This is a genomic window from Blastococcus sp. OS1-29 (assembly GCF_057628075.1).
In genome coordinates, this window is the sequence record NZ_JBXXJK010000001.1 from 175,699 (window position 1) to 195,842 (window position 20,144).

General features: G+C 70.4%; 21 protein-coding genes. 14 read left to right on the plus strand and 7 right to left on the minus strand.

Annotation, left to right across the window (positions count from 1 at the left end; all coding sequences use genetic code 11):
* The first annotated feature begins 1 nt into the window (after nt 1).
* From AC2H4J_RS00850 to AC2H4J_RS00875, 6 genes are all read left to right on the plus strand, one after another.
* Nucleotides 2-1,387 carry a tyrosine-protein kinase domain-containing protein gene (locus AC2H4J_RS00850; protein ID WP_487462931.1) on the plus strand — a complete coding sequence of 462 codons (1,386 nt, stop codon included), beginning with the start codon at nt 2-4 and terminating at the stop codon, nt 1,385-1,387.
* Between the two features lie 14 nt (nt 1,388-1,401).
* Nucleotides 1,402-2,700 (plus strand): glycosyltransferase family 4 protein, encoded by a 1,299-nt coding sequence (locus tag AC2H4J_RS00855; protein WP_487462932.1) that lies wholly within the window; start codon nt 1,402-1,404, stop codon nt 2,698-2,700.
* A gap of 9 nt (nt 2,701-2,709) precedes the next feature.
* Nucleotides 2,710-3,258, plus strand: coding sequence for an LbetaH domain-containing protein (locus AC2H4J_RS00860; RefSeq protein ID WP_487462933.1), 549 nt, complete (start codon nt 2,710-2,712; stop codon nt 3,256-3,258).
* 127 nt (nt 3,259-3,385) lie between these two features.
* On the plus strand, nt 3,386-4,339 hold the full coding sequence (locus tag AC2H4J_RS00865) for an NAD-dependent epimerase/dehydratase family protein (protein WP_487462934.1): 954 nt from the start codon (nt 3,386-3,388) through the stop codon (nt 4,337-4,339).
* Nucleotides 4,340-4,534: 195 nt separating this feature from the next.
* A complete protein-coding gene (locus AC2H4J_RS00870; RefSeq protein ID WP_487463687.1) occupies nt 4,535-5,428 on the plus strand; it encodes a sugar transferase in 894 nt (297 codons plus the stop codon).
* A 16-nt stretch (nt 5,429-5,444) separates the two neighbouring features.
* Nucleotides 5,445-6,047: an arsenate reductase/protein-tyrosine-phosphatase family protein gene (locus AC2H4J_RS00875; RefSeq protein WP_487462935.1), complete on the plus strand. Its 603-nt coding sequence runs from the start codon at nt 5,445-5,447 to the stop codon at nt 6,045-6,047.
* A 2-nt stretch (nt 6,048-6,049) separates the two neighbouring features.
* Here the strand turns inward: AC2H4J_RS00875 and AC2H4J_RS00880 are convergent, their stop codons facing one another.
* From AC2H4J_RS00880 to AC2H4J_RS00890, 3 genes are all read right to left on the minus strand, one after another.
* Complete coding sequence (locus AC2H4J_RS00880) at nt 6,050-7,132, minus strand: LCP family protein (RefSeq protein ID WP_487462936.1); 1,083 nt, start codon at nt 7,130-7,132, stop codon at nt 6,050-6,052.
* A gap of 88 nt (nt 7,133-7,220) precedes the next feature.
* On the minus strand, nt 7,221-7,394 hold the full coding sequence (locus AC2H4J_RS00885) for a hypothetical protein (protein ID WP_487462937.1): 174 nt from the start codon (nt 7,392-7,394) through the stop codon (nt 7,221-7,223).
* Nucleotides 7,395-7,668: 274 nt separating this feature from the next.
* A complete protein-coding gene (locus AC2H4J_RS00890) occupies nt 7,669-8,493 on the minus strand; it encodes a hypothetical protein (RefSeq protein ID WP_487462938.1) in 825 nt (274 codons plus the stop codon).
* 227 nt (nt 8,494-8,720) lie between these two features.
* Here AC2H4J_RS00890 and rfbB point away from each other — a divergent pair, with 227 nt between their 5' ends.
* The 5 genes from rfbB to AC2H4J_RS00915 all read left to right on the plus strand — a co-directional run bounded on the left by rfbB (nt 8,721) and on the right by AC2H4J_RS00915 (nt 12,938).
* Nucleotides 8,721-9,716 carry a dTDP-glucose 4,6-dehydratase gene (gene rfbB, locus AC2H4J_RS00895; RefSeq protein WP_487462939.1) on the plus strand — a complete coding sequence of 332 codons (996 nt, stop codon included), beginning with the start codon at nt 8,721-8,723 and terminating at the stop codon, nt 9,714-9,716.
* A complete protein-coding gene (locus AC2H4J_RS00900) occupies nt 9,713-10,552 on the plus strand; it encodes an SDR family oxidoreductase (protein ID WP_487462940.1) in 840 nt (279 codons plus the stop codon). Before rfbB ends, AC2H4J_RS00900 begins: the two co-directional genes overlap by 4 nt.
* 277 nt (nt 10,553-10,829) lie before the next feature.
* A complete protein-coding gene (locus AC2H4J_RS00905) occupies nt 10,830-11,033 on the plus strand; it encodes a hypothetical protein (RefSeq protein WP_487462941.1) in 204 nt (67 codons plus the stop codon).
* A gap of 453 nt (nt 11,034-11,486) precedes the next feature.
* Nucleotides 11,487-12,350 (plus strand): hypothetical protein, encoded by an 864-nt coding sequence (locus AC2H4J_RS00910; RefSeq protein WP_487462942.1) that lies wholly within the window; start codon nt 11,487-11,489, stop codon nt 12,348-12,350.
* A 345-nt stretch (nt 12,351-12,695) separates the two neighbouring features.
* Nucleotides 12,696-12,938: a hypothetical protein gene (locus tag AC2H4J_RS00915; protein ID WP_487462943.1), complete on the plus strand. Its 243-nt coding sequence runs from the start codon at nt 12,696-12,698 to the stop codon at nt 12,936-12,938.
* A 7-nt stretch (nt 12,939-12,945) separates the two neighbouring features.
* On the opposite strand, the gene cysN is transcribed toward AC2H4J_RS00915, so the two are convergent.
* Genes cysN through AC2H4J_RS00935 form a run of 4 tightly spaced genes read right to left on the minus strand, consistent with a single transcriptional unit; the run spans nt 12,946 to nt 17,599 of the window.
* The gene (gene cysN, locus AC2H4J_RS00920; RefSeq protein WP_487462944.1) at nt 12,946-14,847 is read right to left on the minus strand and encodes a sulfate adenylyltransferase subunit CysN; all 1,902 of its coding nucleotides are present in this window, start codon (nt 14,845-14,847) and stop codon (nt 12,946-12,948) included.
* On the minus strand, nt 14,847-15,752 hold the full coding sequence (gene cysD / locus AC2H4J_RS00925) for a sulfate adenylyltransferase subunit CysD (RefSeq protein ID WP_487462945.1): 906 nt from the start codon (nt 15,750-15,752) through the stop codon (nt 14,847-14,849). The genes cysN and cysD overlap by 1 nt, the downstream gene beginning before the upstream one ends.
* The gene (locus AC2H4J_RS00930; RefSeq protein ID WP_487462946.1) at nt 15,749-16,558 is read right to left on the minus strand and encodes a 3'(2'),5'-bisphosphate nucleotidase CysQ; all 810 of its coding nucleotides are present in this window, start codon (nt 16,556-16,558) and stop codon (nt 15,749-15,751) included. The genes cysD and AC2H4J_RS00930 overlap by 4 nt, the downstream gene beginning before the upstream one ends.
* A gap of 42 nt (nt 16,559-16,600) precedes the next feature.
* On the minus strand, nt 16,601-17,599 hold the full coding sequence (locus AC2H4J_RS00935) for a sulfite exporter TauE/SafE family protein (protein ID WP_487462947.1): 999 nt from the start codon (nt 17,597-17,599) through the stop codon (nt 16,601-16,603).
* Nucleotides 17,600-17,923: 324 nt separating this feature from the next.
* Between AC2H4J_RS00935 and AC2H4J_RS00940 the strand changes: the two genes are divergently transcribed.
* From AC2H4J_RS00940 to AC2H4J_RS00950, 3 genes are read left to right on the plus strand one after another with little or no spacing between them, the layout of a single operon-like run.
* Nucleotides 17,924-18,595, plus strand: a complete 672-nt coding sequence (locus AC2H4J_RS00940; protein ID WP_487462948.1) for a sensor histidine kinase — start codon at nt 17,924-17,926, stop codon at nt 18,593-18,595.
* 22 nt (nt 18,596-18,617) lie between these two features.
* Nucleotides 18,618-19,247 carry a response regulator gene (locus tag AC2H4J_RS00945; RefSeq protein ID WP_487462949.1) on the plus strand — a complete coding sequence of 210 codons (630 nt, stop codon included), beginning with the start codon at nt 18,618-18,620 and terminating at the stop codon, nt 19,245-19,247.
* A 58-nt stretch (nt 19,248-19,305) separates the two neighbouring features.
* A complete protein-coding gene (locus tag AC2H4J_RS00950; RefSeq protein ID WP_487462950.1) occupies nt 19,306-19,950 on the plus strand; it encodes a LuxR C-terminal-related transcriptional regulator in 645 nt (214 codons plus the stop codon).
* Nucleotides 19,951-20,144 lie beyond the last annotated feature (194 nt).

Sequence of the window (20,144 nt, forward strand, 5' to 3'; positions counted from 1 at the left end):
TATGGGTTTGCAAGATCTGGCGACGGCGCTGCGCCGGTCGTGGTGGCTGCTGCTCCTTGGCCTGATCCTCGGTGGGGGAGCCGCGACAGCGTTCGTCCTGGCGGCGACGCCGCAATACACGTCACAGACCAGGCTGTTCGTCTCCACGACGGAGTCGACGTCCACCAGCGACGTCTTCCAGGGCAGCCAGTTCTCGCAGCAGCGCGTGGCTTCCTACGCACAACTGCTCACGGGCAAGCACCTGGCCTCGCGGGTGATCGACCGGCTGCACCTCGACCTCTCACCCGCGCAGCTGGCTCAGGAGATCGACGCGAAGGCGGTGCCGGACACGGTGCTGCTCGACGTCACGGTGTCCGACACCTCGCCCGATCGTGCCCGGGCCATCGCGCAGGCCGTCGGCGACGAATTCACCCAGATGGTCACGACGCTGGAGACCCCGGACGGCGCCACCGGCTCCCCGGTGAAGATCACGGTCGTCGAGCCGCCCGAGCGGTCGACCGCCCCGGCCGAACCGCGGCCGGTGCGTGATCTGGCGCTCGGCCTTGCGCTCGGTCTCCTGCTCGGGGCCGGGGCGGCAGTCGCACGCTCGCATCTGGACCGGAGTATTCGAGACGCCGAGGTCGCCGCGGCAATTGCCGGAGCTCCGGCGCTGGGCACGGTGACCCGCGACGAAAGACTGGCCAAGAAGCACGTCTTCGAGCGTGACGCGGAGACCCGTATCGCCGAGGATTTCCGGCGCCTGCGTACGAGCCTGCAGTTCATCAACATCGACGACCCACCCAAGGTGATCATGGTCTCCAGCGGGGTGCCCGCGGAGGGGAAGACCACGCTGACCATCAACCTCGGCGTGGCACTGGCCGAGGGCGGACACCGCGTGACCATCCTCGAAGCGGACCTCAGGCGCCCACGGGTGACCCAGTATCTCGGCCTGGTGGGCGGCGTGGGGTTGACCAACGTGCTGGCCGGCACCGCCGACCTCGAAGAGGTCACCCAGCAGTACGGCCAGTCGACACTGTTCGTTCTCGGCGCGGGACCCAAGCCCCCGAACCCAGGTGAGTTGCTGGCATCGGCGCACATGGCCGCCCTGCTCGACAAGGTGCGTGGCATGAACGACTTCGTGCTCATCGATGCCCCCCCATTGCTCCCCGTGGCGGATTCGACCGGTCTGGCGACGCTGGTGGACGGCGTGCTGCTGTCGGTGCTCTACGGCCGGGCGACGAAGGAGCACCTGCGGCTGACGGCCGCCGCGCTGGATGCGGTCCACGCCCGGACGCTGGGTGTGGTCCTCAACATCGTGCCGCCGAGCGCCGCGACGGCTTCCGGATACGGCTACGGCTACGAAGCGGACGTGACGACGGGCCACAAACACTCCCGCCGCGCCTCCTGACAGCAGAGGCGATCATGACCCCGGATGGCAGCCACGCACCGGCTCGACCGCGCGTCGTCGTGCATGACTTCGCCGGGCACCCCTTCCAGGTGCAGCTGAGCAGGGAACTGGCCCGCCGGGGCTACCGCATCGATCACCAGTACAGCCCGACGAACGTCACCGGGCACGGCGACATGCAACTCCGGCCGGACGATCCGCCGGGCCTGTCGATCACCGAGGTCAACCTGCGGCGGGCGTTCGCTCGCTACAGGCCCGTTCTGCGGCTCGTCCAGGAAGTCGAGTACGCGTGGAAGGCCGCTCGGGCCGTTCGACGGTTCCGGCCCGACCTCGTCCTGCTGTGCAACATGTCGCTGCTGTCCAACGTCCTCCTGGTTCAGCTGCTGCGCCTCCGTCGGACGCCCTACGTGTTCTGGCACCAGGACGTGTACTCCCACGGGGTCCGGGCAACCGCTGATCGGCTGTTCCCACGCAGGGTCGCCGCCACGGTCGGCGCCATCGCGGAGGCTGGGGAGAAAACGGTGGCGAAGAATGCGCGTCACATCGTCGCCATCGCTGACGCCTTCACCGACGTCTATGAGCGCTGGGACGTCGACGAGCGCAGATTCACGGTGATCCCCAACTGGGCGGTACTCGACGACCTCCCGGTCGTGGAGCCGGACCGGCCATCCGCCGGCGACGGTGCACGACACCGACTGCTCTACGCGGGGACCCTCGGGCTCAAGCACGATCCGCAGTTGCTGCTCGACGTGGCCGCCGCACCCGAGCTCGACGACACGACGGTCGTCGTGGTCTCCGAGGGCAAGGGCCGGGACTGGCTCGAGCGACGCGCAGAAGAGGTCGCGGCCGGGCGGCTGGAGCTCCGCGATTACGTGCCATTCGCGGAGATGCCGACGCTGCTGGGGTCCGCCGACGTCCTGCTGTGCATCCTGGAGCCGGCAGCGAGTCGCTTCTCCGTGCCGTCCAAGGTCTTGACCTACCTCTGCGCCGGCCGGCCCGTCGTGGCGGTGATGGATCCCGCGAACGCCGTGGCCGCGATGCTGCGAACGCACGACGCCGGAGTCGTCGTCGCCCACGCCGATGCCGCCACCCTCCCCGGAGTGCTGCGGTCGCTTCTCGACGACGAGCCACGCCGGACGTCGCTGGGCACGCAGGCAAGGCAGCTTGCGGAGGACACATTCGACAGCGCGGCCGTGGCCGACCGCTTCGAGGCGGTTCTCGATGACGCGTTGTCGGCAGTGAGGGGTGCCCGGAGGCATCGCCCATGGCTGTCCGGGGCCCGGAACACGGCCGATCTGCTCTACGTCCGACGTTAGGCTCTCCCGATGCCACGCATCGTCGATCTGTCGGCCGCACCCGGTCGGCGCGAGACGTGGGACGCGCCGGCCTGGAAGGTCTACGCGTGGGCCGTCGTCGAGCTTCTGCTGGTCACCAACCCATGGCAGATCAGCACGCGCGTCCGGCGGGCAGCGCTGACGGCCTTCGGTGCGCGGATCGGCTCGGGCGTGATCCTTCGTCCGCGACTGCGGGTCCGCTTTCCGTGGAAGCTGTCCATCGGCGACCGGTCGTGGATCGGTGAGGACGTGTGGCTGCACAACCAGGACCGGCTCACCATCGGCTCGGACGCGGTCATCTCCCAGGGCACGTTCATCACCACGGGTTCGCACGCGTTCCGGACCGACATGGCTCTGACCACGTCGCCTGTGGTGGTGGAGGACGGCGCGTGGATCACCGCCCACTGCATCGTGCTGGGCGGGAGCCACATCGGTCGCTCTGCAGTCGTCACGCCCGGCACCGTCGTTCGCGGGGACGTGCCAGAAGGAATGATCTTCGGGCAGGAGGCCGGCAAGGTCATCGGTCCGCGGTTCCGCTGATTTTTCCTGGCCAAATGTGCTCCCGGAGTTCCGGAAACATACCCATGTGCTGACGCGCCCCCTACTGTCCCGCCTGAACCGATCGCTACTCGCGGATCCTGGGTGAGACGACATGGCAGATGTCCTTGTGACCGGTGCCGGCGGCTTCATCGGTGGCGCGCTGACAGCTGTGCTTGCGGATGAGGGGCACTCGATCCGGTGTGTCGACCGCAAGCCGCTGAGTGAATGGCACCAGGTGATCCCATCGGCGGACAACCGCATCGGCGACCTGCAGGATCTGGACGAGTGCAGGTCCGCCGTGCGAGGGGTGGCAACGGTCTTCAACCTGGCCGCTGACATGGGTGGCATGGGGTTCATCGAGGCCAACAAGGCTCTGTGCATGTTGTCGGTGCTGACCAGCACCCACATGCTGGTGGCCGCCCGGGACGAGGGCGTGGAGCGGTTCTTCTACTCGTCGTCCGCGTGCGTGTACGCCGCGGACAAGCAGACCGAGACCGACGTGACAGCCCTCCAGGAAGACGATGCCTACCCGGCGATGGCCGAGGACGGCTACGGCTGGGAGAAGCTCTTCACCGAGCGCATGTGCCGTCATTTCCACGAGGACTTCGGACTCGGCACGCGGGTTGCCCGCTACCACAACGTCTACGGTCCGCTCGGCACCTTCGAGGGTGGGCGCGAGAAGGCGCCGGCCGCGCTCTCCCGGAAGATCGCGCTGGCAGTCCTCACCGGTGAAGCCACCATCGACATCTGGGGCGACGGCAAACAGACCCGGAGCTTCATGTACATCGACGACTGCGTGCGGGGCACCCGCATGGTTACTGACGGCCCGTACGGCTCGCCGGTGAACCTCGGCTCCAGCGAACTCGTCTCCATCAACCAGATGGTGGATCTCATCGAGGAGATCGCGGGGACCAAGGTCGAGCGCAAGTACGACCTGACCGCCCCGCAGGGGGTACGCGGACGGAACAGCGACAACAGTCTCATCCGCCAGCGCTACGGCTGGGAGCCGTCCGTCGCGCTGAGGGACGGGCTGGAGAAGACCTACCGGTGGATCTACGACCAACTCGCTCAGAGGCTGTAAGCGCCGAAGGCAGTTGGCACTAACTCCCTGTCTCCGGACCCGCAGCGCACTCAGCGGGCGCTGCGCGCCGACCGAACCGGAACACCGCGTCGCCGAGCTGGCACGAGCAACTGCCGTTCCTCTTCGCCGGGTGGTCGATGGCCGCCGGCGGCGGGTGACCATGGCGCTGGCGCCGGTCGCGGAGTCGGGCCCCTCCTGGAAGGTCGCCGTCGCCGTCGCCGGCGCGCTGGTCGAGCTGGCCGCGGCGCACCGGGCGGCCTCGACGAAGTCGCCGATGTGGTCTCCCGCTACGAGGTCGACACGGTCGCCGTGCTGCCCTGCCCCGAGCTGGACGGCCCCACGCTGCGCCGGCTCGGGTGGGATCTGGAGAAGACCCGGGCCGAGCTGCTGCTCGCGCCGGCCGTTACCGAGATCGTCGGCACGCGCGTGCGCATCAGGCCGGTCTGCGGCCTGCCGCTCATGCACATGGAACGGCCTGAGCTGACCGGCATCCGCCGGATCGGCAAGGACCTCTTCGACAAGACCGCCGCTGGACTCGGCCTCTTCTTCCTGCTTCCGGTGCTGGTCGGGATCTCGCTTGCCATCAAGGTCACCAGCCGCGGGCCGGTGTTCTTCCGGCAGGAGCGCGTGGGCCGCGACGGCCAGGTCTTCAACATGCTCAAGTTCCGCAGCATGGTCCCCGGCGCCGATCGGATGGTCGAGGTGCTGGAAGAGGAGAGCGACGGCAACGGCGTCCTCTTCAAGAAGAAGGACGACCCGCGAGTCACCCGCGTGGGCAAGTTCATTCGGCGCTACTCCCTGGACGAGCTGCCGCAGTTGTTCAACGTGCTCCGCGGCGAGATGTCGCTCGTCGGGCCTCGCCCTCCGCTCTCGACCGAGGTGGAGAAGTACGGCTTCGACATGCACCGGCGCTTCCTCGTGAAGCCCGGCCTGACCGGTCTGTGGCAGGTCAGCGGACGCTCCGACCTGTCCTGGGACGACTCTGTGCGCATGGACGTCCGCTACGTCGAGAACTGGTCGCTCATGTTCGACTTCACGATGCTCTGGAAGACGGTCGGAGCCGTGTTGCGCGGCTCGGGGGCGTACTGATCCGCACAATGTGCAGGTGAGCCGCCCGACCCCCGAGCCAGGAACGTTCAGCGTTCTCTTGGTGTGCACCGGCAACATCTGCCGCTCGGCGATGGCTGAGCGGCTCGGGCGTGCGTTCGTCGACGAAGTCATGGGTCACGACGCTGCACTGATCCGGATCGACAGCGCCGGTACCCGGGCCGTCGTGGACTCGGCGATGCACCCCGACAGCGCTCTCGTGCTCCGCGGCTTCGGTGCCGAGGCCGGCGACTTCCGCGCCCGACAGCTCTTCGACGACATGCCGGCCGGCGCCGATCTCACCCTGACGATGACGCGCGAGCACCGCCGTCACGTCCTCGAGCGGGCGCCAAGAGCACTCGCCCGCACCTTCACCTTGCGTGAGGCCGCGGACCTGCTCGGGCGGATAGGCGACGAGCCAGTCGAGGGCGCGACCCTTCCCGATCGGGCGCGGAACCTGGTGACGGCCATGTCCGCGGCCCGCTCCGGACGCCAGGCCGGAGCGGACGACGATGTCCGTGACCCCATCGGTCAACCCCTCGAGGTGCACGAGGAGGTGGCGACGATGATCGTCGACGCGCTGCTGCCCATCCTGCGCCGGATCGCGGACCTGCAGCGATAGGCCTAGCGCGGAACGTCGGTGAGCGCCTGGTCCGAGAACTCCGCGGTGTTGGCCGCCAATGAGTCGCTGCGTAGGTACTTCCACATCCGGTCGCCGGTGACCGTGTCGAGGTACACCACGCTGGCCGCCCCCTCCATACCGGTGCCCAGCACGGGTGCGGTGAAGAAGGCAACGTTGCCCGGCGTCACATCACGCATCGAGTACGCCAGCGCCAGCAGGTCGCCGTTGCCGAGGGTGTCGTCGACCTTGACCGCGCTCGTCACCGCGAGCAGCGCGGTGTCGAGCCGCCCCGGGTCGGTGAACGTGTGCGCGCTGAACAGCTTGCTGAACATCGACTTCAGGTACTGCTGCTGGCGCTTCACCCGGTCGAAGTCGCCGGCGGCGAGGCCGTACCGCTGGCCCAGGTACCAGCGCGCCTGGTCGCCGTTCAGGTGGTTCGTGCCCGCGGGGAAGGTGTAGGGCCCGTTGCTCGTCGTCTCGGCCACGGCGACGTCGACGCCGCCCAGGTCGTCGGTCACCTTGATGAGCCCGTCGAAGTCGATCGCCAGGTAGTGGTCGATACGGACCTTCGTCAGCTGCTCGACCGTCTGGATCAGGAGGGACGGGCCGCCCCATGAGTAGCTGGCGTTGATCTTGTTCTTGCCGTGGCCCGGGATGTCGACCCAGGAGTCGCGGGGGATGGAGATCAGCTGTGCGTGCTTCCGGTCGCCGGAGAAGCGGGCGACGATGATCGCGTCCGACCGCCCGTCCGGCGTCTCACCCGCCGCGGGGTGGGCGCGCGTGTCCGACCCCACCAGCAGGAAGGTCACCGGATCGGCGCCCGCCGGCTGGGCCGGTGCCGCCGGCGCGGGGCGGGTCTTCTCGTCGAGGCCGCTGAACACATTCGCGACCCGGTCGATATTCCCGGCGTAGCGGTTCGTGAGGAACCACAGCCCGCCGCCGATGACCAGCGCCAGCACCAGTCCGAGGACGCCCAGGCTGATGAGGACGCGCTTCAGGGTGCGATGCGGCGAGGGATCGACCTCGCCGTCCGGGGTTGCCTCAGGTGCCCGTCCACCGGGTGCGCTGGACACGTCGGCGCTCATCAGGACCCCCGTCAACAGTGCGAGCGTCCGAGACTACCGGCGTCAGGCCTCGTCTTTCGGCTCTCTCACTCCGTAGAGGGGGACGGGATCAGCGCGAACCGGCGGCGGGCGTGGCCCACTCGGCGGGGAAGAAGTCGGGCACGAGCGGCTGTGCCTGGCGGGAATCAAGCACCTCGGCGACGCGGATCGAGCGGCCGATGAGCATTCCCAGCCCGACGGAGAGAGCCGCCCAGACGGCGACGGCGATCAGCAACCAGCTCATGTGTACTTCCTAGAGGGAGCAGGCACTGTCTTCTTGATCCGACTCGGGCAACACCTGCTGAACGTTCGGGGTCGACCTGTTGACCGAGGCCCTCGACGGCGCAGCCTGGAACGCGGCCGGATGGACCTACCGAGCGCTGGGCCGCCGGGCCGGCTGAGGTCGGCCTGTTAACTCACTGTGTCGGGGCCGTCGCATTTCCGAAACGACACGGCTCGATTTACCTGTGACGGCGGTTCCGGGTTGCTGCGAGGCCCCCGCGGGGATCACCGCTCACCTAGCTTCCGCCCATGCAGGTACGCGGGACGCCGCAGGCTCCGCTCTGGGCGTGGGTGATGATGGCGGTCGGCCTCGTGACGGTCGCCCTCCTGTTGCCGAGCGCGATGAACCACGGCGTGATCGACCAGTCGACGATCGGCGCTGGGCCGAACCTCGTACCGGCTCTCGGCGGCGCCTCTTCCAACGCCGAGCAGGGCTCGGCGAGTGCGGCACCGGCTGAGGCGGCTGCGACAAAGTCACCCGCGACGCACGGGCCGCGGACCCCGGCATCGAGCCGCGTGTTCGCGGGCGCGCACACGGCCGCAACCGCGAGGAAAGCCAGCCCGTCGGTTCGGGTGCAGGCGCGACTCACAGCGACCGCTGACCCTGTGGCCGGCTCAGCACCGGCCCTCGTCGGCTCCGGGCCCGTTGGGCCGATTGCTGCTGCGGACGGGACCGGGACGTCCACGAAGACGTCACCGACCACGGGCACCATTCCGACCGGGACAACGACGCCGCCGACGGTGACGACGCCGCCGACGGTGACGCCGCCGCCCACGGGGACGACCCCACCGCCGCCCACGGGGACGACCCCACCGCCGCCCACGGGGACGACGCCGCCGCCGACGGGGACGACCCCACCGCCGCCCACCGAGACCACGCCGCCGCCCACGGAGACCACCCCGCCGCCCCCGACGGAGACGACCCCGCCCCCGACGGAGACGACCCCGCCACCCACCGAGACGACCCCGCCACCGACGGAGACCACCCCACCGCCCACCGAGACGACCCCGCCACCGACGGAGACCACCCCACCGCCCACGGAGACGACCCCACCGCCCACGGATCCCGTGATTCCGTGATTCCGATCGGATGACCTTCTCCAGGTAGCGACGACCTCTCGGCTACCGGCCCGGATCGCCGCTCTCAGCGCGGCGTCGATCAGCGGGCGTCACCGGGTCGTGTCGCTCGTTCGGCTACCGTCGTGCCGCGACACCGCGCGAACGAGCGTCCGCGGGAGCCGGCCGGGCAGTCTGCGCCGGCCACGAGACCCTGGAGGTTGCAGCGGCGATGCGACTGCTCGTCACGGGAGGCGCCGGCTTCATCGGCGCGAACTTCGTCCACTACACGCTGCGCGAGCACCCCGAGCACCAGATCACCGTGCTCGACGCGCTCACCTACGCGGGCAACGAGGCCTCGCTTGCTCCGGTGCGCGACGACATCGAGTTCGTGCACGGCTCGGTCGCTGACGCCGCCCTGGTCGACGAGCTGGTGGGACGCTCCGACGTCGTCGTCCATTTCGCCGCCGAGAGCCACAACGACAACTCGCTGAACGACCCGTCGCCGTTCCTGCAGACGAACATCATCGGCACCTACACGATCCTCGAGGCGGTCCGGAAGCACGGCGTCCGGCTGCACCACATCTCCACCGACGAGGTCTACGGCGACCTGGAGCTCGACGACCCGGCCAAGTTCACCCCCGAGACGCCGTACAACCCGTCGAGCCCGTACTCCTCGACGAAGGCCGGCTCGGACCTGCTGGTGCGCGCCTGGGTGCGGTCGTTCGGGATCACCGCCACGATCTCCAACTGCTCCAACAACTACGGGCCCTATCAGCACATCGAGAAGTTCATCCCGCGCCAGATCACCAACGTGCTCGCCGGCCTGCGCCCCAAGCTGTACGGCAAGGGCGAGAACGTGCGCGACTGGATCCACGTCGACGACCACAACTCGGCGGTGCACGCGATCCTCGACAAGGGCCGCTCCGGCGAGACCTACCTGATCGGTGCCGACGGCGAGAAGAACAACCGCGAGGTGCTCGAGCTGATCCTCGAGCTGCTGGGCCAGCCCCGCGACGCCTTCGACCACGTCACCGACCGCGCCGGCCACGACCTGCGCTACGCCATCGACGCCGGCAAGCTCCGCGACGAGCTGGGCTGGACGCCGCAGTACACCGACTTCCGCGACGGCCTGTCCGCCACCGTCGACTGGTACCGCGCCAACGAGGCCTGGTGGGGTCCGCTGAAGCAGCAGGTCGAGGCCAAGTACGCGGCCCAGGGCCAGTGACCGCCGTCATCGTCGGGGCGAACGGTCAGCTGGGCCGGGCGCTGCAGCAGCAGTTCCCCGACGCCGTCGCGCTGGACCGTGCGGCCCTCGACGTCACCGACGCCGCCGCCGTCGCCGGGTACGACTGGTCCGGCGTCGACGTCATCCTCAACGCCGCCGCGTGGACCGCCGTGGACGCCGCCGAGGACCCGGCCAACCACGAGGCGGTCCGCGCCGCCAACGTCGAGGCGGTCGGCCACCTGGCCCGCGCCGCGGAGGCTGCCGGCGCGACGCTGGTGCACATCTCCAGCGAGTACGTGTTCGACGGCACCTACGACGGGCCGATCCCCGAGGACGCCGCGCCGCACCCGCTGAGCGTCTACGGGCAGAGCAAGGCCGACGGCGACGCGCAGGCGGCCGCCGTGACCAGGCACTACCTGGTGCGCACCACCTGGGTGGTGGGGGAGGGCGGCAACTTCGTGCGCACCATGGCCGGCCTGGCCGACCGGAGCATCTCGCCGACGGTCGTCGACGACCAGATCGGCCGGTTGACCTTCACCACCGATCTCGCCGCCGGCATCGCCCACCTGCTGCGCACCGGCGCCCCGTACGGCACCTACAACCTCACGAACTCCGGCGAGCCCGTCTCGTGGGCGGACGCCGCCGCCGCGGTGTTCGCGGCCCGGGGCCGGTCCGCCGACGACGTGGGTCGCACCAGCACCGAGAAGTACTTCGCCGACAAGCCGCAGGCCGCCGTCCGTCCGCTCAACAGCGTGCTGGACCTCGCGAAGATCACCGCGACCGGCTTCACCCCGCGCGACTGGCGCACGGCCTTGGCGGACTACCTCTCCGACTGAAGCAAGTCGGGGCTGTCGTGTGCAGGTGCTCCACTGACCGGACCCTGCTGGCCACCCGGGCGTATGTGATCCGAGTCACAACGGGTGCGCCGAGGATGGACTACCGACTGGTAGGCCCTACGTTCCGTGCGGGCGGCGCCGCCACCAGGGGCAGTGATGTCGGCGCCGCCCTCGCCAGTTGTACTGCAACGTCCACCCGTCAGCGATGACTCTCGTCGCGGCAACACGATATGTGTTGCCGACGACTTTCTGCCCGTGAGCGGTCAGGGGGACCGCTGTGTCGATCTACCGAGTTCTCACCGGTCCGGGCCAGGTCACCTACGTGTTCGAGGCGGATGACGACGAGGATGCCGAGCGGTACGCCCGGCAGCTCTCGCTGCACTCCCGGCCGGCCGAGAGTGCGTGTGTACGGGTCGAGAACCTGTCCGGGGATGACTGGCGGCGGGTGTGCTCATGGAGAGCCGGGGAGTTCCCGCCCTGAGCGGTCCCCTCCGGGGCAGTGGCAGCCGGAGCAGCCGCGAGTAGCTTCGGCCCTCCTCCCGGGGCGGAAGGCGCGTCATGGGCGACCAACCGGTGACGAGTGCTGAGCAGTTTCCTCGGGGCCCTTCGACTCTGCCGCCGAGCGGTGGCGGGGCGGACCGTCGAGTTGTGCCATGGGCATGGCTCTTGATCGGGTGGGCGGTCGTCGCGACCGCCTGCGCGTTGTGGTGGGGCCGAGCAATGGCGAACGCTGACACGCAGGATGCCGCCCGGCGCATCGTCGAGGAGACCCGGACCGGCGAGGACTCCCAGGCCAGTTAGGCCCCCCACCGGACCTGCCCGTTCGCCGGGGCGTGATGGGCGGGTGGGTGCCGTGAGTCGCGTGGGGCGCGACACGGGTGAACTCCGTGACGGGACGGTCACGTTCAGCCGGTGACCTGCCGATGATCACCATGTGTGGTGGGTCTGGGTCCTCGGCGTGCTCGTCGCGTGGACCGTCGTCGGGGCTGCGTTCGGGGTGCTCGTCGGCCGCAGCATCCGCATCGCCGACCGCCGCTCGTCCGGTACCGGAGTGGGTCTGACCACCGCCGACCTGCCGGCGTCGTTCGTGCCGGTCAGCCCCCCGGTCCGCCGTCGTCCGGTGCCGCTGCCCCCGATCGGCATCTCGCTGGCCGCGGTCGCCGTGGCCCTGGAGACCACGGGCTACCTGCTGCGTCTCAACGGCGTCACCGGACCGGCCGCCCGGTTGCTCTCCATGGACGCACCGTTCTCCCTGCCGCGGCTGTTCGTCGCCGTGCTGTTCGCCGCGGGCGCGCTCGCCGCCGTCACGCTCGGGGGCAGCATCCCGGGCCGCCGTTCCTGGTGGCTGTCCGTCGCCCTGGTCGGTGGCGGCATCGCGACCGTCAAGGCCGGCGGCACCGTGCACGCCCGGGCGATGCACGCGCTGACCGAGAGCATCGGCTCCCGCGGTGCGCTGCTGGTGAGCGTCGTCCTCGCCGTCGCCGTCATGGCAGCCCTGTGGTTCCTCAGCCGCACCGAGCGCCGCGACCGCCGGCGCGTGCTCGGCACGCTCGCCGGCTACGGCGTCGCGTCGGTGGGACTCTCGGCCGTCTCCGCCGCGGCCTCGGCCTCCTGGGTGGTGACGGCGACCTTCATCGAGGAGTCCGGCGAGGCACTGGCCGGTGTCGCGTTCTTCATCGCCGTCCTCGTGGGCGTCGCACCGCGCGTGGTGCTTCCGGCCGCGTGGGGCCTGCGCCGCGCCCAGGATGCCCGCGGCCTCGAGTCGTCCGCGGCGCCGATCCGCGACGTCCGCTCCTGACCGTCGGGGCAACGTGACACCCGGCCCCAGCAGCGCGAACGGGTGCGCCCACCCACGGACCGTGACCGCCCACGGGGTCATCGCAGCGACGTCGCGCTTCCACTTGTCGGAGGCGCAGGTCGGTAGGACCCTGCGCTCCATGACCGGTGACACTGCGGTGTTGGACCGGACCCGGGCGGACGCCGACCGGGTCGCTCTCTGTCGGTGCGGCGGCTTCGGCCGCGTCGTCCATACGGCGATCAACCAGCCGGGTGAGCCGGAACGATTCGTGCGCAGCTCCTTCACGTGCACGTGGCAGCGTCCGGGGCCGCACGAGCCGCTTCTTCCGCCCCGCGAGGTCTAGGAGTGCGCGGTGCACCGCCCCCCGGCGGGGTCGGGGGGCGGCGCTACCGCGAGATCCGCTCGGCCCGCTATCCGCACGGGCTGCCCGACCGCAGCGACGAGACCGTGCTCGAGGCGTTCGACGGTCTGTGGCTGCTCATCGACCACTCACCCGAGGGCGTCGAGCTGGTCGGGATGGCCGACGACTACGAGGCGGCGCGAGCATGGCTGGACGAGGGCCGGCCCCCTGCCCCTGACCACCCCTGACGGGTAATCAGCGCAACACCCCCATGGCCCGCAGCCGGTCGACGACGCTCTCCGCCGCCTCCTCGGGCCCCGTCACGGTCGTATCGAGGCGGATCTCGGGGTCCTCCGGCGGCTCGTACGGCGAGTCGATGCCGGTGAAGTTGGTCAGCTCCCCCCGTCGGGCCTTGCCGTAGAGGCCCTTCACGTCGCGGGCCTCGGCGACGTGCAGCGGGGTGTCGACGAAAACCTCGCAGAACTCGTCCTCGGCGACCAGTTCGCGGGCCATCGCCCGCTCGGCCCGGAACGGGGAGATGAACGAGACGAGTACGACCAGGCCGGCGTTGACCATCAGCCGCGACACCTCGGCGACCCGGCGGATGTTCTCCACCCGGTCGGCCTCGGTGAACCCCAGATCCTTGTTCAGCCCGTGTCGGACGTTGTCGCCGTCCAGGGTGGTGGTGTGCACGCCGAGGGCGTGCAGCCGCTTCTCCACCATGTTCGCGATGCTCGACTTGCCCGCCCCGGAGAGCCCGGTGAACCAGACGACGCACGGCCGGTGGCCCTTGAGCTCGGCCTGCGCCGGCTTGTCGACCTCCAGCGCCTGCCAGTGGATGTTCTGCGACCGCCGCAGCGCGAAGTGGATCATCCCCGCGCCGACGGTCGCGTCGGTCAGCCGGTCGATGAGCACGAAGCCGCCCATGTCGCGGTTCTCGGCGTAGGGGTCGAACGCCACCGGCTTGTCGAGGTTGAGGTTGCACACCCCGATCTGGTTGAGCGCGAGCGTGGTGGCGGCCGCGTGCTCGAGGGTGTTCACGTCGACCCGGAACTTGGGCCGGCCCAGCGAGGCGTTGACCGTCTGCGTGCCCAGACGCAGCAGGTAGGGCCGGCCGGGCAGCATCTCCTGCTCGGCCATCCAGACGACGTGCGCCTCGAACTGGTCGGCCGAACCCGCGGGGGAGTCGGCGGCGCAGAGCACGTCCCCGCGGCTGACGTCGATCTCGTCGGTCAGCGTGAGCGTCACCGACTGCTCCGCCACCGCCTCGGTCAGGTCGCCGTCCATCGTGGCGATCTGCGCGACCCGGCTCGTCTGGCCGGACGGGACGACGCGCACCCGGTCGCCCACCTGGACCCGGCCGCCGACGATCAGCCCCGAGAAGCCGCGGAACCCCGAGTGCGGGCGGTTCACCCACTGCACGGGCATGCGGAACGGCCCGTCGACGGGCCCGTCGTCGACCTCCACGGTCTCCAGGTGCCCGACGAGCGTGGGGCCCGTGTACCAGGGGGTGTTCGCGCTCGGTTCGGTGATGTTGTCACCGCGCAGCGCCGACATCGGAATGCAGAGGATGTCGGTCAGCCCGATCTGGGCGGCGAACGCCCGGTAGTCGGCCTCGATTGCGTCGAAGACCTCCTGCGAGTAGCCGACCAGGTCCAGCTTGTTCACCGCCACGACCACCTTGCGGATGCCCAGCAGCGAGACCAGGTAGCTGTGCCGGCGGGTCTGCGTCAGCACGCCCTTCCGGGCGTCGATCAGGATCACCGCGAGCTCCGCGGTCGACGCCCCGGTCACCATGTTGCGCGTGTACTGCTCGTGTCCCGGGGTGTCGGCGACGATGAACTTGCGCTTCTCGGTCGAGAAGAACCGGTAGGCGACGTCGATCGTGATGCCCTGCTCCCGCTCGGCGGCCAGGCCGTCGACGAGCAGCGCGAAGTCCAGCTCCCCGTTCTGGGTGCCGACCTTGCGCGAGTCCGCCTCCAGCGCCGCCAGGTGGTCCTCGAACACCAGGTGCGACTCGTAGAGCAGCCGGCCGATCAGGGTGGACTTGCCGTCGTCCACGCTGCCGCAGGTGATGAACCGCAGCATCGTCTTGTGCTCGTGCTCGCGCAGGTAGGACTCGATGTCCTCGGCGATGAGGTGCGAGGGCTGGGTCATCAGAAGTAGCCCTCCTGCTTCTTCTTCTCCATCGACCCGGTCGAGTCGTGGTCGATCACCCGGCCCTGCCGCTCCGACGTCGTCGTCAGCAGCATCTCCTGGATGATCGCGGGAAGGGTGTCGGCCGTGCTCTCGATCGCGCCGCTCAGCGGGTAGCAGCCGAGGGTGCGGAACCGGACGCTGCGCAGCTGCGGTTGCTCTCCCGGGTGCAGCTGCATGCGGTCGTCGTCGACCATGATCAGCGTGCCGTCGCGCTCGACGACCGGGCGCTGGGCGCCGAAGTAGAGCGGCACGATCGGGATGTCCTCGAGGTAGATGTACTGCCAGACGTCGAGCTCGGTCCAGTTCGACAGGGGGAACACCCGCACGCTGTCGCCACCGCTGTGCCGCGCGTTGTAGGTGCGCCACAGCTCCGGCCGCTGCTTCTTCGGGTCCCACCGGTGCTGGGCCGAGCGGATGGAGAAGACGCGCTCCTTGGCCCGCGCCTTCTCCTCGTCGCGCCGTGCACCGCCGAACGCCAGGTCGAAGTGCCACTTCTCGATGGCCTGCTTGAGGCCCTGGGTCTTCCACATGTCCGTGTGGACGGCGGACCCGTGCGTGAACGGGTTGATGCCCAGCGCGACGCACTCGGGGTTCTGGTGCACCAGCAGCTCCAGCCCGAGCTCGGCGGCGGTCTTGTCGCGGAACTCGTACATCTGCTTGAACTTCCACGTGGTGTCCACGTGCAGCAGCGGGAACGGCGGGGGAGACGGATAGAACGCCTTCCGGGCCAGGTGCAGCATCACCGAGCTGTCCTTGCCGACGGAGTACAGCATCACCGGGCGCTCGCTCTCGGAGACCGCCTCCCGCAGGATGTGGATGCTCTCGGCCTCCAGCTGCTGCAGATGGGTCAGCGTGCGGCTCATCGGGAACTCCCGCTCTCGTCGTCGGTCAGGGCGCGGAGCGCCCCCAGCACGTCGTCGGCCAGCTCCGGCCGGCACACCACCAGGTCGGGCAGGTACGGATCGGGCCGGTTGTAGCGCAGCGGCGAGCCGTCCAGTCGGGAGGTGTGCAGCCCCGCGGCGTTCGCGACCGCCACCGGCGCGGCGGAGTCCCACTCGTACTGGCCGCCGCCGTGCACGTAGAGATCGACCTCTCCGCGGATCACCGCCGCGGCCTTGAACCCCGCCGATCCTATCTCGACGAGTTCGGCGCCCAGCGCAGCTGCCACCGCGCCGGCGACGGCCGGCGGCCGGCTGCGGCTGACCGCCATGCGCAGCCGAGAGCTGCGGCGCGGGGGGAGGACGGGCGGAGGATCGGAGGTGAGGACCTCGTCCAGACCGGGCAGCGCGACGGCGCCGGCGACCAGGCCGCCGTCCTGCCAGAGCGCCACGTGCACGGCCCAGTCGTGGCGTCCCTCGGAGAACTCCCGTGTCCCGTCGAGCGGATCGATGATCCACACCCGGGACGCCGAGAGCCGGGCGGGGTCGTCGACCGCCTCCTCCGAGAGGATCGCGTCCCGCGGGCGGGTCGCCGCCAGTCCCCGGGCCAGCGCTCGCTGCCCCTCGCCGTCGCCCCGTTCCTTGAGTTCGGCGGGGAGTGCGTCGCGCAGGGCTTCCCGCAGCGCGAGCAGGCGGTCCCCGGCCGTCTTCGCCAGCAGAGCCGCGAGGTCGGCATCGGACAACATGGCCGCGGTGTCGGGCGACACCGTCGTGTTCCAGTCGGAGAGCATTCGGTTCCTCGCTGCTGAGGGCCTCCACCGTGGAGGCGTCGGTCACGGTCGCTCGGTCACGGCTCCTCCGAGACCACGGTCGACGGGTGGCACCTGCGGTGCGCGGACGCTGCGGGGCCGGCGCCGCTGCTGCGACGCGAGCGGCGCCTCGCCGTGGCGGACCCGCACCCAGGCCCAGACGCCCGCCCCGCCGACGAGGGCGGCCACCACGAGCGCGAGCACCATCCCGGTCGAGAAGCCGAGCAACTTCGCGCCGGAAGCGAACAGGACGACGGCCAGGGCCCGTCGCACCAGACCGCCGGGAGAGTGCGACGACACCCGCGCCCCGAGCCAGACACCCGGGATCGCGCCCGCCAGCACGCTGCCCGTCAGGCCCACGGTGAAGTCGCCGAAGAGGATGTGACCCAGGGACGCCGACGCCACCAACGGCACCGCCTGGACGAGGTCGGTGCCCACCAGCTGGCCCGCCTTGATCGACGGGTGGAGCAGCATGAGCGCCACGATCATGAGCGAGCCGGCGCCCACAGAGGTCATCCCGACCACCAGGCCGCCGCCGAAGCCGATGAGCACCGTGGCGACCCGGTGCACGCGCACCGTCTGCAGCGGCGCCTCCCTGGAAGCGCCGCCTCTGGCGCGACGGCGCTCGCGAGCCAGTAGCCGCAGGTAGGCCTTGGCGGCCATCGCCAACGAGGCGAGGACGAGGACCCCGCCGAGCGCGATCAGCAGGATCTCCTGCAGGTGCTCGCCCGAGCCGATCACGCGCAGCAGGAGGACGCCCCCGAAGGCGCCCGGCACCGAGCCCAGGCACAGCCACTTCACCAGGCCGAGGTGGACGGTGCCCTTCCGCAGGTGGACCAGGCCGCCGATCGGCTTCATGAAGAAGCTCGCGACGACGTCGCTGGAGACCGCTGCGAGCGGCTGGACGCCGAAGAAGAAGACGAGTACCGGCGTCATCAGGGCGCCGCCGCCCATCCCCGTCAGGCCGACGACGATGCCGACGAGCAGTCCGGCAACGGCGATCGCCGGGTTCCACCAGTCCATCCGCGCCCCCGTGTCCTGCCGGCGTACCGGTGCCGATGCCGGTCGCCGGGTCCACCGCTGCTGGGTGGGCGCCGACCCTAAGACGGCTGCCGGGACGGGGAGTAGGGGTCCGCGCGCCGCCGGCCGCCAAAGCAGCAGGCCCGCGACCGCCGGGGCGCGCCTTTGCACAGAGCGTCATCGATCGAGAGCCGAGTGAAGTTTCTCTCGGCGGTGTTCACAGATGGTGCACAGTGACGTTGCAGTTCTTTCACGGCCGGTTCACTGTCTCTCCGGGTCCGCATTTGTGGCCATGGGCGTCGAGCCGGCCGGTGACGGGGGACTGAGATGACGATTGCGGAAACCAGCAGGGGCCCGCTGCACGACCGGCTCCTGGTCGTCCTGCACGAGATCCGGCAGCCGGTGTCGGTGGTGCTGGCACTGGCGGAGGCCGCGCGGGAGACAGCAGGGGTCACCCCGGAGGTGCGCGACTACCTCGACCGCATCATCGATCAGGCGCAAGAGCTCGCCGGTGTCACGCGGAGCATCGCCGAGCCGCGTGCCGATGGGGATCCGCAGCGCAGGGGCGTGGCCGACGCCGACGAAGTGGTCACGTCCGTGCTGGACGCCTTCGCCCTCACCTGGACCGGCTCGCTCGACCGGAGCGGCCGGCGGGGCGAGCTGCCGGTGGCCGGCGACCGCTCGTTGCTGCGCCGCTGCCTGGTCAACGTCCTCGACAACGCGGTCCGCGCCGCCGGGCCGGACGGACGGGTCGTGGTGACGACCCGGCGCACGCCCACGACGGTGGAGATCCTGGTGGAGGACGACGGACCCGGTTTCGGCAAGGTGCCCGCACACACCGGGCTGGGTCTCGAGGTCACGCGGCAGGGGCTCGCCGACATGGGCGGTGAATTGGTCGTGGGTCTGCCGGCCCGGAAGGGCGGCGGATCCGTCGCACTGGTCCTGCGGGCCGCGGCGCCCGAGCTGCAGCGCGCCGCCCGGCAGATGCGGGTCGTCTGATCCGCTGATGGGGGGAGCGGGCGTGCGAGTGCTGCTGTGCGATGACCATCGCCTCTTCGTCGAGCCGTTGTCCGCCGTCCTGCTCGCGCACGGGTACGAGCCGCGCATCGTGACCACGCTGGCCGGAGCCCGGGAGGCGATCGACGACTTCGAGCCGGATCTGTGCGTCATGGATCTGTCCCTGCCGGACGGGAGCGGCCTCGACGGAGTGGCCGAGATCCGCCGGCATCGCCCTGCGTGCCGCGTCGTCGTCCTCTCCGGGTCCGTCGACCGCCGTGACGAGGCGGCGGCCGTGGCGGCCGGGGCGGAGGGCTTCCTGAGCAAGGCGCAGCCGATGGCTGCGATCCTCACCGCGCTGCAGCGGACGCAAGCCGGCCACCGGCCGGCTCCGCCGTCGTGGTCGGTTCCCGCAGCCGAACCGGACGGACATCGTCGGGTACGGGAACTCGTCGCGCGCCTGACGCAGCGGGAACGTGAGGTGCTGGACCGGCTCGTCGAAGCAGCAGACACCCGGGAGATCGCCAAGGCCCTCGGCGTGGCGCCGAGCACCGCGCGCTCCCACCTGCAGAACGTGCTGGTGAAACTCGGGGTGCACAACCGTCTGCAAGCGGTCTCGCTGGTCGTCGAGGCCGGCATGGGCCGGGAATGGTGAGCCGACGGCGGCCGCTCCGTCAGCTCCTGACGGGCGGTATCTGGCCCTCGGTCGTCCGGTGAACCGGCTGCTGCTGGGCGACGACCACCGGTCGTTCGTGGAGGGGCTGGCGCAGCTGCTCGACGTCGAGCCGGACGTGCAAGTCGTGGCGGCAGTCAGCCGGCCCGCCGACGCCGTGCGCGCGTGCCGCTCCGGGGCGGTCGACGTCGCGATGCTGACGGTGGACGGCGGTGGCAACGACTACCTGACGACCGGCACGCGGCTCGTGGCGGCGCATCCCGGCCTGCGGCTCGTGGCCGTGGCCGAGCACGACGACGTGCCGACGCTGGCCCGGGCTCTGCGGGCGGGGTTCCGGGCATGGGTGCCCAAGACCGATGGTGTCGCGGCGCTGGTCCGCGCCGTGTCGGCCGTCGTCCGTGGTGAGACGTACGTTCCTCCGCTGCTGCTCACCGACGTGCTGACCCACCTGTTCCGGCAGGAGGACGAGGTGCGCGCCGCCCAGGGATGCCTGTCCGCTCTCACCGCCCGGGAACGAGAGGTGCTGGCGGCGATGGTGGAAGGGTGGAGCAGCGCGGAGATCGCCGCGGAGCTCTCCGTCTCCGTCAACACCGTGCGGACGCACACGCAGAACATCTTCACCAAGCTGGACGTGCACACCTCCCTGGCCGCGGTGACCCTGGCCCGCCGCGGGGGCGTGGCGTGACCCTGGACGGGCAGCAGGTCAGCTCCCCCGTAATACGTATGTGGAGTCATCCCCGTAGCGGATCCCGTGACGTGCGGTTGCTTCTAGCGTCGGAGTCGGGCCGCACCTCCAGCTCGACGGGCTCGGTACGTGGGAGAAGACCATGACGACCGCCTCAGCCGCTTGTTGCACGAACCAGCACCGCCCCCGCTCCG

Coding starts and splice junctions, on each gene's coding strand:
- AC2H4J_RS00940 (WP_487462948.1), top strand. CDS start 17,924: ATGACGATTGCGGAAACCAGCAGGGGCCCGCTGCACGACCGGCTCCTG.
- AC2H4J_RS00935 (WP_487462947.1), bottom strand. CDS start 17,599: ATGGACTGGTGGAACCCGGCGATCGCCGTTGCCGGACTGCTCGTCGGC.
- AC2H4J_RS00855 (WP_487462932.1), top strand. CDS start 1,402: ATGACCCCGGATGGCAGCCACGCACCGGCTCGACCGCGCGTCGTCGTG.
- AC2H4J_RS00885 (WP_487462937.1), bottom strand. CDS start 7,394: ATGAGCTGGTTGCTGATCGCCGTCGCCGTCTGGGCGGCTCTCTCCGTC.
- cysN (WP_487462944.1), bottom strand. CDS start 14,847: ATGACCCAGCCCTCGCACCTCATCGCCGAGGACATCGAGTCCTACCTG.
- rfbB (WP_487462939.1), top strand. CDS start 8,721: ATGCGACTGCTCGTCACGGGAGGCGCCGGCTTCATCGGCGCGAACTTC.
- AC2H4J_RS00880 (WP_487462936.1), bottom strand. CDS start 7,132: ATGAGCGCCGACGTGTCCAGCGCACCCGGTGGACGGGCACCTGAGGCA.
- AC2H4J_RS00850 (WP_487462931.1), top strand. CDS start 2: ATGGGTTTGCAAGATCTGGCGACGGCGCTGCGCCGGTCGTGGTGGCTG.
- AC2H4J_RS00930 (WP_487462946.1), bottom strand. CDS start 16,558: ATGCTCTCCGACTGGAACACGACGGTGTCGCCCGACACCGCGGCCATG.
- cysD (WP_487462945.1), bottom strand. CDS start 15,752: ATGAGCCGCACGCTGACCCATCTGCAGCAGCTGGAGGCCGAGAGCATC.
- AC2H4J_RS00860 (WP_487462933.1), top strand. CDS start 2,710: ATGCCACGCATCGTCGATCTGTCGGCCGCACCCGGTCGGCGCGAGACG.